This window comes from Staphylococcus sp. FW104-15G4D (assembly GCF_058790135.1).
Genome location: NZ_JBYTCH010000001.1, coordinates 983,891 through 997,120 on the forward strand (window position 1 = coordinate 983,891; position 13,230 = coordinate 997,120).

General features: G+C 32.2%; 13 protein-coding genes. All 13 read right to left on the reverse strand.

Translation table 11 applies throughout. The features are described from left to right. Nucleotides 1-7: 7 nt before the first annotated feature. On the reverse strand, nucleotides 8-1,315 hold the full coding sequence (locus AC3WQX_RS04760) for a dihydrolipoamide acetyltransferase family protein (protein ID WP_023350219.1): 1,308 nt from the start codon (nucleotides 1,313-1,315) through the stop codon (nucleotides 8-10). A gap of 12 nt (nucleotides 1,316-1,327) precedes the next feature. Beyond that, the gene (locus AC3WQX_RS04765; RefSeq protein WP_023350218.1) at nucleotides 1,328-2,311 is read right to left on the reverse strand and encodes an alpha-ketoacid dehydrogenase subunit beta; all 984 of its coding nucleotides are present in this window, start codon (nucleotides 2,309-2,311) and stop codon (nucleotides 1,328-1,330) included. Further along, on the reverse strand, nucleotides 2,304-3,302 hold the full coding sequence (locus AC3WQX_RS04770) for a thiamine pyrophosphate-dependent dehydrogenase E1 component subunit alpha (protein WP_023350217.1): 999 nt from the start codon (nucleotides 3,300-3,302) through the stop codon (nucleotides 2,304-2,306). Before AC3WQX_RS04770 ends, AC3WQX_RS04765 begins: the two co-directional genes overlap by 8 nt. Nucleotides 3,303-3,316: 14 nt before the next feature. Next, nucleotides 3,317-4,738 (reverse strand): dihydrolipoyl dehydrogenase, encoded by a 1,422-nt coding sequence (lpdA, locus tag AC3WQX_RS04775; RefSeq protein ID WP_023350216.1) that lies wholly within the window; start codon nucleotides 4,736-4,738, stop codon nucleotides 3,317-3,319. A 276-nt stretch (nucleotides 4,739-5,014) separates the two neighbouring features. Beyond that, complete coding sequence (gene recN, locus AC3WQX_RS04780) at nucleotides 5,015-6,691, reverse strand: DNA repair protein RecN (RefSeq protein WP_023350215.1); 1,677 nt, start codon at nucleotides 6,689-6,691, stop codon at nucleotides 5,015-5,017. 15 nt (nucleotides 6,692-6,706) lie between these two features. Beyond that, nucleotides 6,707-7,159 carry a transcriptional regulator AhrC/ArgR gene (gene ahrC, locus AC3WQX_RS04785; RefSeq protein ID WP_002433875.1) on the reverse strand — a complete coding sequence of 151 codons (453 nt, stop codon included), beginning with the start codon at nucleotides 7,157-7,159 and terminating at the stop codon, nucleotides 6,707-6,709. Nucleotides 7,160-7,513: 354 nt separating this feature from the next. Next, entirely contained in the window at nucleotides 7,514-8,395 is an 882-nt protein-coding gene (locus tag AC3WQX_RS04790) for a polyprenyl synthetase family protein (RefSeq protein ID WP_023350214.1), read from the reverse strand. After that, the gene (locus AC3WQX_RS04795) at nucleotides 8,373-8,603 is read right to left on the reverse strand and encodes an exodeoxyribonuclease VII small subunit (RefSeq protein ID WP_030059022.1); all 231 of its coding nucleotides are present in this window, start codon (nucleotides 8,601-8,603) and stop codon (nucleotides 8,373-8,375) included. The genes AC3WQX_RS04790 and AC3WQX_RS04795 overlap by 23 nt, the downstream gene beginning before the upstream one ends. Beyond that, nucleotides 8,596-9,933 (reverse strand): exodeoxyribonuclease VII large subunit, encoded by a 1,338-nt coding sequence (gene xseA, locus AC3WQX_RS04800; RefSeq protein ID WP_030059020.1) that lies wholly within the window; start codon nucleotides 9,931-9,933, stop codon nucleotides 8,596-8,598. The genes AC3WQX_RS04795 and xseA overlap by 8 nt, the downstream gene beginning before the upstream one ends. 14 nt (nucleotides 9,934-9,947) lie before the next feature. Next, complete coding sequence (nusB, locus tag AC3WQX_RS04805; RefSeq protein ID WP_002433628.1) at nucleotides 9,948-10,337, reverse strand: transcription antitermination factor NusB; 390 nt, start codon at nucleotides 10,335-10,337, stop codon at nucleotides 9,948-9,950. 238 nt (nucleotides 10,338-10,575) lie between these two features. Continuing rightward, nucleotides 10,576-10,938 (reverse strand): Asp23/Gls24 family envelope stress response protein, encoded by a 363-nt coding sequence (locus AC3WQX_RS04810; protein WP_002453324.1) that lies wholly within the window; start codon nucleotides 10,936-10,938, stop codon nucleotides 10,576-10,578. Nucleotides 10,939-10,949: 11 nt separating this feature from the next. Then, on the reverse strand, nucleotides 10,950-12,305 hold the full coding sequence (accC, locus tag AC3WQX_RS04815; protein ID WP_002433804.1) for an acetyl-CoA carboxylase biotin carboxylase subunit: 1,356 nt from the start codon (nucleotides 12,303-12,305) through the stop codon (nucleotides 10,950-10,952). Next, nucleotides 12,305-12,778, reverse strand: a complete 474-nt coding sequence (gene accB / locus AC3WQX_RS04820; protein WP_002433598.1) for an acetyl-CoA carboxylase biotin carboxyl carrier protein — start codon at nucleotides 12,776-12,778, stop codon at nucleotides 12,305-12,307. Before accB ends, accC begins: the two co-directional genes overlap by 1 nt. Nucleotides 12,779-13,230 lie beyond the last annotated feature (452 nt).

Below are 13,230 nucleotides of genomic sequence, written 5' to 3' on the forward strand. Positions count from 1 at the left end.
TGAAATCTTAATAGATATTTGTATTCTCAATAGAATATTGTTCAATACGTTTTTTAATATGATTCATAAATTGACCTGTTTGTAGTCCGTCAAGGATACGATGATCGATCGAAATACATAAATTAACCATACTTCTAATTGCAATCATATCATCTATAACAACAGGCTTTTTAACCACAGATTCCACTTGTAATATTGCGGCTTGAGGATGGTTAATAATTCCCATTGAAGACACTGAGCCAAATGAACCAGTATTATTTACTGTAAATGTGCCACCCTCCATATCTGCTTGAGTAAGTTGGCCATTGCGAGCTTTTGTAGCTAAGTCATTGATTTCTCTAGCAATACCCTTGATAGATTTTTCATCAGCATGTTTAATGACCGGCACATATAATTTATCTTTATCAGCTACAGCAATTGAAATATTAATATCTTTATGAATAACTATTTCATCACCTTGCCATGTGCTATTTAGTAAAGGATGTGCTTTCAAGGCATCAGCTACAGCTTTTACAAAGAATGCAAAGAATGTCAGATTATAACCTTCGTTTTGTTTAAATGTGTTTTTGTGATGATTTCTTGTTTTAACTAAATTCGTTGCATCAGCTTCTATCATCATCCAACCATGAGGAATTTCAGTAACACTTGTCACCATATTTTGAGCAATTGCTTTACGAACCCCTTTAACAGGAATTGTACTTCCTTGATTGTATGTTATATCGGACTCAGATTGACTTTGAGATTGTAAAGTTTGTTGAGATGATTGGTTGTTTTGACTCTGATTACTAGTGGAATTGCTAGTTGTATTTTCAATCATTTCAGGATTATTAATTACTTTTTCAATATCTTTTTTAGTGACACGTCCACTGAAACCTGTACCCACTACTTGAGTTAAATCGATGTTGTTTTCAGAAGCTAATTTGAAGACAACAGGTGAAAAACGACCATTATTTTTAGGTTGTAAAGATGAATCATTAGTATTTTCATTTATTTCCGATTGAGACAAATTTTTTTTATGACTAGAAGATTGTTCTTCATAAGAATGATTTGCTTCTGTCTCACTATCTATATCATCTCTTTCTTCTCCTGTATCGATTTTACAAATTACTGCATCAACGCTTACTGTTTCTCCTTCATTAACTATAAGTTCGGTAACTTTACCTGAAACTGTAGAAGGTACTTCAGCGGTAACTTTATCTGTAATTACTTCACATAAAGGTTCATATTCTCCTACTTCATCGCCTACAGCAACTAACCATTGTTCTATTGTACCTTCATGAACACTTTCACCTAATTTAGGCATTTTAATTTCCAATTGATACCCTCCTTAGAATTCCGCTAATTCGCGCATTTTTTCTCGTATCTTTTCAGGACTCATCATTATTTCATTTTCTAAGACAGGTGAAAATGGCATAGATGGAACGTCGGGTGCAGCTAAACGCATAATCGGTGCATCTAGTTCAAATAAGCAATGTTCTGCTATAATTGCCGAAACCTCTGACATAACGCTACCTTCTAAATTATCTTCTGTAACGAGTAAAACCTTGCCGGTTTGTTTAGCACGATCAATAATAGTTTCTTTATCTAATGGATATACCGTTCTTAAGTCTACAACTTCAACATTAATACCGTCTTCAGCTAAAATATCAGCTGCTTGTAAACAATAATTAACCATTAAACCATAAGTGAAAACAGTGATATCATTGCCTTCTCTTTTTACATCTGCTTTTCCTAAAGGTACTGTATAGTAATCTTCTGGAACTTCTTCTTTTAAAAATCGATAAGCTTTTTTGTGTTCAAAGAATAAAACTGGATCATTAGATTCAATTGATGATAATAATAATCCTTTTGCATCATAAGGTGAAGAAGGAATTACTATTTTTAATCCTGGGGTTGAAGCGAAAATGCTTTCAATACTTTGTGAGTGATACAAACCACCATGAACACCTCCACCAAAAGGTGCTCTAATAGTTATAGGACAGCCCCAATCATTGTTAGAACGGTATCTCATCTTAGCAGCTTCACTTATTATTTGATTAGTCGCTGGTAGAATGAAATCCGCGAATTGAATTTCTGCGATAGGACGTTTACCCATCATTGCTGCGCCTATTGCTGTTCCTATAATATTTGACTCTGCAAGTGGGGTATCAATTACACGTTCTTTTCCATATTTTTCTTGTAAGCCTTGTGTAACGCCAAATACGCCACCCTTTTTACCTACATCTTCACCTAAGATGAAAGTATTTTTATTTTTTTCAAGTGCTAAATCATGAGCTTGGCGAATTGCTTCTAAATAGGATAATTTAGTCATTTTCTTGGCCTCCTTCATCATAAACGTGTGCATATGCTTCTTCGATTGAAGGATATGGAGCCTCTTCAGCGGCCTTCGTCGCTTTATTAATTAATTCTTTGTGTTCTTGTTCTAAATCAGAAAGCCATTGTTCATCTATAATCTCATTTTCAAGTAAGAAGGATTTAAATTTAATATTACAGTCTCCTTCTTTAAGACTATCACGTTCTTCTTGAGTACGATATTTATCATCGTCATCTGAAGAATGTGGTGTCATTCGAGAAGTAACAGCTTCTATTAAAGTAGCGCCTTCTCCATTTAAAGCACGATTTCGTGCTTCTTTCATAGCTTTATAAACAGCAATAGGATCATTTCCATCTACTTGTTCACCATACATACCATAACCTAAAGCACGATCAGAGAGTTTTTCAGCAGCGTATTGTAATGAATCTGGTACTGATATAGCATATTTATTATTAATAATCACGCAGACAAAAGGTAAATCGTGCACACCTGCAAAGTTAAGACCTTCATGGAAGTCGCCTTGATTTGAACTTCCTTCCCCAACAGTTGCGGTAGCAATATTTTGTTTATTATCCATTTTTAATGCAAGGGCAGCACCTACTGAATGCGGAATCTGAGTTGCTACTGGAGAACTCTGAGATAAGATGCCTTTATCTTTATGACTAAAGTGAGATGGCATCTGTTTACCGCCGGAATTGATATCATCTCTTTTACCGAAAGCAGATGACATCGTGTCTAAGGGTGTTATACCCATATATGTAACAAATGCTAAGTCACGATAATATGGAGAAGAAATATCCCCTTCTTCCATAGCGTATGCCATACCAATTTGAGTGGCTTCCTGTCCTTGACCACTTACAACGAAAGGAATTTTACCTGCGCGGTTAAGAAGCCATAATCTCTCGTCTACCTTTCTTCCTAAGTCCATCCATTTATACATCATCTTGAGGTCTTCTTCAGTAAGGCCTGCTGACTTATAATCAATCATTATTTTACCTCCTACTATACGTGAATCGCTCTACCTTCAACTTTTAATCCTAATTCCATCAAAACTTCAGATAAAGATGGATGAGCATGGGTAGTTAATCCAAGTTCTAAAGATGAGCCATTCATAAATTGCAATAATGAAACTTCATTAATCAATTCAGTTACATGAGGTCCAATCATGTTAAGACCAATGATTTCATCATTTTCTTTATTAATAATCACTTCGCAAAAACCATTTTGCTCACCAATATCATCAATCATCGCTTTCCCAATTGCTTTAAATGATACTTTATAAGCACGCGCTTTAATGTTTTGAGCTTTGGCTTCTTCAATATTTTTACCAATTGAAGCGATTTCTGGATATGTGTAAACACATTTTGGTACCAGGTCATAATTAACGGGTATAGGACGCCCATCAAACATGTGTTCAACTGCAACTAAACCTTCTTTTGAACCTACATGAGCAAGCTGAAGTTTACCTATGCAATCTCCTGCAGCATAAATATGCTTATCTTCAGTTTGTTGATATTCATTAGTGATAATATGTCCTGCTTTATTTGTTTTGATTTTTGTATTATTAAGACCAATATCTTGTGTATTTGGTGTTCTACCAACAGATATTAAAACTTTATCTACTTTAATTGCATTATTTTCAAAATAAATTGTAACACTATCATCATCTTTTTTAATACTATTTTCATCTAATTGGATATTCTCGTAGAAAGTTACACCTCTATGAGATAATTCTTTTTTTAATGATGAAGCGATTTGAGTACTTTCAGTTGGTAAAATACGGTCATTTGCTTCGATAACAGTAACTGAAGTTCCTAGGTCATTCATTAGTGAAGCAAATTCTAATCCGATGACACCACCACCTATAATCGCCAAATGTTCTGGTAAAGACTCAATTGAAAGGATATCGTCACTTGATAAAATACGTTCATGATCAAATTCAATAAATGGTAATGATTTCGGTGTAGAGCCAGTAGCAATTAATACAAATTGATTTGGTATTAAATCAGACTCACCATCTTCGTATTCCACTGAAATCGTACCACTTTGAGGTGAAAATATAGATGTTCCTAATATTCTACCAGTTCCATTATATATATCTATGTGATGGTGTTGCATTAACTGGTTTACACCTGTATGCATTTGATTCACAATATCATTTTTACGTTTTAAAATATTTTCAAAATTAACATTAAAATTACTTACATCAATACCAAAAGTACTAGCATTTTTAATAGTATGATGTATTTCAGCAGATTTTAATAAAGATTTAGTAGGTATACACCCTTTATGTAAACATGTGCCACCTAATAAAGATTTTTCAACTATTGCTACTTTCTTACCTAATTGCGAAGCTCTGATAGCAGCTACATAACCAGCAGTTCCTCCACCAAGGACGACTAAATCATATTGTTTTTCTGACATGGTCTTACTCCTTAAATATTTAGAAGACTAAATATGTCTGACATTTATAATCAAGACATCTTAGTCCTCTAATAAAATTACTTATTTTAATATTGAATTACATATTGAACTAAAGGTGATGTAATTCAAGATGTTCTTATAAATTAATACTTTCCTATTTTACATCAATTCGGATAGTTATTAAATTTAAAAATTAATGACAAATTTTTAAGAATCGATTCATTATACTCTTTTATAGAAAAATTTTAAATGTGCTACTACTAAAATGGATAAAGATTAATCCCTGTGATTTTGAGCAATCATTTCTTTAGCGTTTTCTCTTGTTAAATCAGTAACACTAGCTCCGGAAATCATTCGCGCTACCTCGTTAATTCTATCGTCATCTAATAACTCTTTAACTTGAGTAGTTGTCCTGTCATCATGTGAGGCTTTACTTATTAGAAGATGATGATCACTCATTGAAGCAACTTGAGGTAAATGAGAAATACATATGACTTGTATGAATTGAGCTATGTCTCTCATTTTTTCAGCCATTTTCTGTGCTGCCTGTCCAGAAACACCTGAATCCACTTCATCAAATAGAATTGCTGTTTGGCCACGTGATTTAACAAATATGCTTTTTAATGCAAGCATTATTCGAGATAATTCCCCTCCTGAAGCAATTTTATTCAAGCTTTTTAAAGGCTCTCCTTTATTAGGGCTAATTAAAAATTCTACAAATTCGATTCCTTCGTAGTTAGGTTCATCAAGAGGTTTGAAAGATATTTCTAAATTTGCATCTTTCATTTGTAAATTTTGAATTTCAGAAACAATATGGTCACGTAATTCCCTAGCGACGCGTCGCCGTTCTTTTGATAATGCTTTACCTATATCAATTACTTCTTGATAAAGTTGGTTAATTTCTTCTCTTAATTGTGATGAACTTTGTTCATAGTTTTCAATTTTATTAATCTCATTCTCTAACTTACTTTGATAAGCAATGAGTTCAGGAACATCTTTTCCATATTTTCGTTTTAGGTTATTTAAAAGATTCATCCTTGATTCAAGTTCATTTAATACTTGTTCATCAAATTCGGTGTTTGCCATTTCATCATATATATCATGTTTTGCGTCTTCAAGAACATAGTAGAATTGGTCAATATCTTCTTTCAATTTTTCGTATTTTTCAGGAACAATATCATTGATAGATTGAAGATGATTACTTAATTCGTATAATCGATCCGGAATAGCATTCTCATCTGTTAGTACTTGATGCGCATTATTCAATGCTAGGCTCAATTTTTCAGAATTCTGAATACGTTTAATATCAACTTCTAGTTGTTCTACTTCATCTTCTTTTAAAGAAGCTTCTGTAAGTTCTTCGAATTGAAATTTCATCAAATCAAGACGCTGTAGCAATGCTTGATCGGCTGATTCCAAATCTTCTAATTCTTTTCTTTTATCTTTATATTGATTGAAAATATTTTTATATTGTTGTAGCAAATCAGAATATTGATTTTCTGCATAATCATCGAGTAATTGAAGATGATATTTTTGCTTGAGTAATGATTGAGTTTCATGTTGTCCATGAATATCTAATAATTCTTGCATCACTTTTCTTAAATCTTGAAGTGTGACAATTTGATTATTGATACGACAAATGCTTTTACCAGAACTAAAGATTTCTCTCTTAACTAATAAAAAGTCTTCATCAATATCAATGGATAAATCTTCTAGAATAGATATTGCATCTTTGCTTTCATCTATATCGAATATACCTTCAATGATAGCTTTTTTCTCGCCATGACGCACATAATCAGAAGAAGCGCGCATTCCTATTAGCTGTCCAATTGCATCAATGATGATAGATTTACCTGAGCCTGTTTCGCCACTTAGGACTGTTAATCCATCTGAAAATTGTATTTCAAGTTTATCAATGATAGCAAACTGTTTTATTGATAAGGTTTGTAACATAAATTCATCGCATCCTTATAATAAATTAAAAATTCTAGTTTTTATCTCTTCACTTGCTTCTTCATTTCTACAAATAAGTAGACATGTATCATCGCCACAAATGGTACCAAGTACTTCATCCCAATCAATTTGATCAAGTATAGCTCCGATTGATTGTGCGTTACCTGGAAGTGTTTTAAGTACAAGTAAGTTTCCAGTTCCCTCTATATTTACAAAAGAATCCATTAAATATCGTCCTAATTTTTCTAAAGGATGATATTTTCTATCATTCGGTAAACTATAAACATATTGACCTGAAGGTGCGGGAACTTTAATTAATTGTAATTCTTTTATATCTCTTGAAACTGTTGCTTGTGTCACGTTTAAATCATATTCATTTAATCGTTTTACCAATTCATCTTGTGTCTCTATTTGTTCGTTCGAAATAATTTCTCTAATTTTTATATGTCTAACTGATTTTTTTGGCACAATAAACACCTCTAGTTACGAATATTTATACAATGATTTTAACACAAGCGACTCGTAACTACTACTAAACACTATTTAACTTTAACATTATTATTTTTTATCTTTGGCATGATAAAGGCATTTATTATAAAAATCCAAACTTTAACATGATAAAATAATTTATTGAATAAAAATTAGCGAATGAATATTTTTTGTATATGGAAAACAAAATATATATCAAATAATAAGGTTTTGTATCTAAGATTTCAAAATGAAAATATAATAGCTAAAACAAATCTAAAATTTAGCCTATAAATGAACTAGAACTCATCCATTTATAGGCTATAAATTAAAATCTAAATATCTTTATTAAATTTAATGATCTCTATTGTAAAATAAATCAACAATTTTTATTAATTCTGAAGTTTGATATTGTGAAGATATATTATTCAGACATTCCAAAGCTTGATTCTTATGATATTCCAGTTTGTCTTCAGCACCCTCTTTGCCTAATAAGGAAACATAAGTACTTTTATTATTCGATTCATCACTACCTACCGCTTTACCTATTTTTTTCTCATCGCCATAAACATCTAATAAATCGTCTTTAATCTGAAACATAAGTCCTAAATGTTCGCTGAATTCATTTAGATTGTGAGACGTCTTCTGATCTACTTGTGCAATATCTACAGCAGCCATTACTGCAAAAGTAAGAAGAGCACCTGTCTTTGCTTTATGAATAGACTCTAAAGTTTTTAAATCAACTGTTTGATTTTCGCTTTGCATATCTAATGTTTGTCCGCCAACCATACCGATATGTCCGCTTGCTTTAGATAATCGTTGTAAGACTTTTACTTTAACATTATCTTCAATTAAATCGTCATTTGAGACTAATTCAAATGCCTTTGTTAAAAGTGCATCTCCAGCTAATATTGCTTTCCATTCACCATAGACTTTGTGATTAGTTAGTTTACCGCGACGGTAATCGTCATCATCCATTGCAGGTAAATCGTCATGAATGAGTGAGTATGTATGAATCATTTCTAAAGCTAAAGCACTTTGAAGTCCTTTATGATAGTCTTCATTTAGCATATTTAATGTAAGTAATAATAATACAGGTCGAATTCTTTTTCCGCCGGCCTGAAGTGAGTACATCATGCTCTCTTCTAAATCGGTATTTAGATGAGATTCTGGAATTGCCTGCTTAAGATTAGTATTAACTTCTTCGATTAAATTACTCATTGTTAACTTCTTCATTTTCTTGTTCCTCAGCTTCTTCTTGCATTAATTTGTTCACTTTTTTCTCTGCATCTTTTAAAGTTGTATCACAAGCAGTTGATAATTTCATTCCTCTTTGATATAAGTCTAGTGATTCCTCTAATGAAACTGTTTCATTATCTAATTTTTGAACGATATTTTCTAGTTCTTGCATCATTTCTTCAAAGCTTTGCTTTTCTTTACTCATCATTACACCTTACTTTCTTTACAGTAGCATCAACGTTGCCATCTTTCATTGTTAAAGTGATTGTATCATTCTCAGTAATATCATGTGTACTTGTAACTACTTTATCATCCTTATTTACAATTGCATAGCCACGTAACATTGTATTAGTAGGACTCAAATTATTTAGATTTTCAATTTTATTTTTTAAATCTGTTTGTAATTTTGATAATTCATTTGTTATTGCTTGAGTCATACGTTCACGATATTGGGACACATGCATTTTATCTTGAGAAATGTTGTTATTGAGTGTTTTTAAATTGAAATGTTGTTTCAATAGCTTGAGGTTTTGAGTATGCTTTTCAAGATATGTCGACATCAATTGCTTAAGTTGTTTTTCAAGGTCATCACGCTTTTGAATTTGTTGATCATACAATAGTGAAGGTTGCTTAAATTTATAATAAGAATTTAGATGATTTAATTGTTTCTTCTGTTGTTCGATATATTGTTTAATAAACCTAGTTAATGAAAATTGATATTGTTTAATTTGTTGCATTAATTCATATTGGTCGGGTGTTGCGATTACAGCTGCTTGTGTAGGAGTAGCTGCTCTAACATCAGCTACAAAATCACTTAAAGTAAAGTCAGTTTCGTGTCCCACAGCTGAAATAATTGGTGTATTACAACTATATATTGCTTTAACTACTTCTTCCTCATTGAAGTTCCATAAATCTTCAATAGAACCACCACCACGCCCAACTATGATGGTGTCTACATCAAGTGTGTCAGCATGTTCAATTTTCTCTATAATATCTTGTTTTGCTTGCGTACCTTGTACCAATGTACTGATGTGTATCTGTTCAACTAAAGGATATCGACTGTTAATTGTTGAATGAATATCTCTAATTGCAGCACCAGTACTAGCTGTTAGGACCGCAATTCTTTTGGGAAATTTGGATATAGGTTTCTTAACGCTGCTATCGAAATAACCTTCTTTTGTAAGTTTCTTCTTAAGTTCTTCTAACTTTTGATATAAATTTCCAATTCCGTCAAGTTGCATCTTATTTACATAAATTTGATAGTTGCCCCTTCTTTCATAAACGGAGACACGAGCTTCGAGTAGAACTTCATCACCTTCTTTAGGTTCAAAGCCTAATTTAGAAGCATTACCTTTAAACATCATAGCGCTAATCACACTCTCTTTATCTTTAACGTTAAAGTATAAGTGTCCGCTTGAATGTTTCTTAAAGTTTGATAATTCTCCCTTTATTAAAACAGATTGCAAATGAGGATCTTGATCAAATTTATATTTAATGTATTTAGTTAAAGTAGTAACACTTAAATATTCAGTCATACATATCACTCATTTTAATTATTTATATTACTTAAAACACCATTAATAAATTTATAATGACCATCATCACTAAATTGTTTAGTAAGTTCAACAGCTTCATTGATGATAACTTTTTCAGGAGTGTCACTGTGTAACATTTCAAATGTAGCCATTCTTAAGATAATACGGTCAGATTTTAGTAAACGTTCAATTGACCAATCTTTTAAATATGGTTTAAACTTCTCATCTAATACAGCTTCATGATCTTTTACTCCTGTAACTAACCAGTTAATAAAATCAAAGTCTAAATCTGGATAATCATCTTTTATAAAGTTGATTGCTTCAGTGATACTTAAATCAGATTCTTTCATTTCTAATTGAAATAAAGTTTGAAAAGCTTGAATTCTTGATTCTTTACGACTCATATTTTACTCCTTCAAACGTATTTATATAATTAATGAGGCTGAAACATAAAACATTGTCTCAGCCATAATTAGCATATTGGTGAAAATGACTGAATTAAAAATTTTTTAAGTTTTTTTCAATTCAAATCAGTCTAACCAGTAGGAATATCATAGAGTGTACTACATTTATAAGTGACGCTTTATTTTGAATTAGAATTTTAATAAATGCTACTTCTATAATACCTCTACTTTGTACTATTTATTTTTCCACTACAATTTGTGTAATATGAATGTTAATTTGTTTTGGTTCAATTGCTGTCATAGTTGTTATTGAATTAAAAATTGCAGATTGAATATTATTGGCTGTTTTAGAAATATTTACTCCGTGCTTTAAAGCACAATAAATATCAATGTATATACCATCATCTTTAGCCTCAATTTTTACATCTCTATAGAGGTTTTTTCGACTAATTTTCTCTAAATTCGTCTTGCTTAATTCAGCAAAATGGCCTGTGATTCCATCGATTTCTGACGTGGCAATACTAGCAATAACAGATAAAACTTCTGGCGCAATTTCAATTTTACCTAAATTCGATTGAGAATAATCTGCTACATTGACCATCCGATAACCTCCTATTGATCATCATCCATAATATTGTATTTTTCTAAGAATTTTGTATTAAATTCACCACTTCTAAAGATTTCATTATTTAGTAGTCTAAGGTGGAACGGAATAGTAGTATCTATTCCTAATACAAGATACTCACTTAGTGAACGAATACCAGTCATAATGGCTTCATCCCTAGTAGGTTCATGTACAATAAGTTTAGCTACCATAGAATCATAATATGGAGGGATTGTATAGTTAGTATAACATGCTGATTCTATTCTCACTCCAAAACCACCTGGTGCTAAATATTGAGTAATCTTACCTGGTGAAGGCATAAAGTCTTTATATGGATTCTCAGCATTTATACGGAATTCTATAGCATGGCCATTAATTGAAATATCCTCTTGTTTGAATGGTAAAGCTTCACCCATAGCTACTTTAAGTTGTAATTTAACTAAATCCACACCAGTGACCATTTCAGTAACAGGATGTTCTACTTGAATACGAGTGTTCATTTCCATGAAATAGAAATTATCATCATCAAGATCGTAAATGAATTCTATCGTACCAGCGTTCTCATAGTTAACTGCTTTAGCTGCTCTAACAGCCGCATTTCCCATTTCTTGACGTTTTTCTTCACTTAAAATGGGAGAAGGCGCTTCCTCAACTAATTTTTGCATTCTACGTTGAATCGTACAATCACGCTCACCTAAATGTATGACATTACCATAACTATCTCCGACAATTTGAATCTCAATATGTCTAAAGTTCTCAATAAACTTCTCTAGGTATAAACCACCGTTACCAAAGGCAGTTTCTGCTTCTTGTTGAGTCATACGAATACCTGTTTCAAGCTCTTTCTCGTCACGTGCAACACGAATACCTTTTCCGCCACCACCTGCAGTAGCTTTAATTATTACAGGATAACCAATTTTTTTAGCTACTTTCTTAGCATCATCGATACTTTGGATAAGTCCTTCACTACCAGGTACGACAGGTACATTAGCTTTAATCATTTCTGCTTTAGCTACGTCTTTAATTCCCATTTTTTGAATAGATTCATAACTTGGACCAATGAATTTAAGTTGACATGCTTCACATAATTCTGCAAAGTCGCCATTTTCAGCTAAAAATCCATAACCAGGATGTACTCCGTCACAACCAGTAGAAGTCGCAATAGATAATATATTAGGTATGTTCAAATAAGAGTCCTTAGATAAAGTTGGACCGACGCAATATGCTTCATCAGCAATTTGAGTATGTAATGCATCTTTGTCCCCTTCGGAATATATAGCTACTGTTTGGATACCTAAATCATGAGCAGCTCTGATTATTCGAACAGCTATCTCCCCACGGTTTGCGATTAATATCTTATTCATTATTTCACCTTAAATAACGGCTGGCCATACTCTACCATTTGTCCGTCTTCTACTAAGATTTCCACGATCTCACCTGATGTTTCAGCTTGAATCTCATTAAATAATTTCATTGCTTCAAGAATACATACAGTTGTGTCGTTTGAAACTTTATCCCCTACTTGAACATAAGCATCTTCCTCTGGCGAAGGTGATTTATAGAATGTACCAACCATTGGCGCATTAATCGTTTCGTAATTATCACTAGCAGATTCTTGAGTTTCTTCCCCTGATTGAGTAGTTGATTGAGGTTGTGGCGCTGCTTGTGGTTGAGAAATCTGTTGTGCAGGTTGTTGAGCTACTTGAGGTGTAATGATTTCAGTTTCTTTCTCTTTTTTAAGATTAACAACGCTACCTTTGTTATCCTCAATGTTAATTTCAGTTAAATTAGATTGATCAAGAATTTCAATTAATTCTTTTATTTCTTTAAAGTTCATTTCGTACTGACTCCTTAGGTTTGTTTTCATCTACCCGTCTATTTTACTTGAGTCATTCACTCAATTCAAGCATGTTCATATGATGAAACATAGATAACAGGCTTAGTAACTTATAATTTAAAAAACAAAAATTGCAACAAACGGGTTAAGTAATAATTATTAATTAAATCAAGAAAAATACTCAAATATAGATGCCATTATATTTTCTAGTAAGTTTTGTAGCGATAATGATGCGAAGACGTTTGAATGCTTATCAAAATGATTCTGAGGTTGGGTAAATAGTGGTTCAGATTAATAATTCTAAGTTAAATTAAACTACGACATGAATTAAATGTTCAGTGGTGGATAAATTTTGATTTTATGTTACTTTTATTGAAGTAAAAGTCCAAAAAATATTACCCCCCTTAAGAATGCACACCAATTTCAATGTACACTTTAAGTGGGGATAGTTA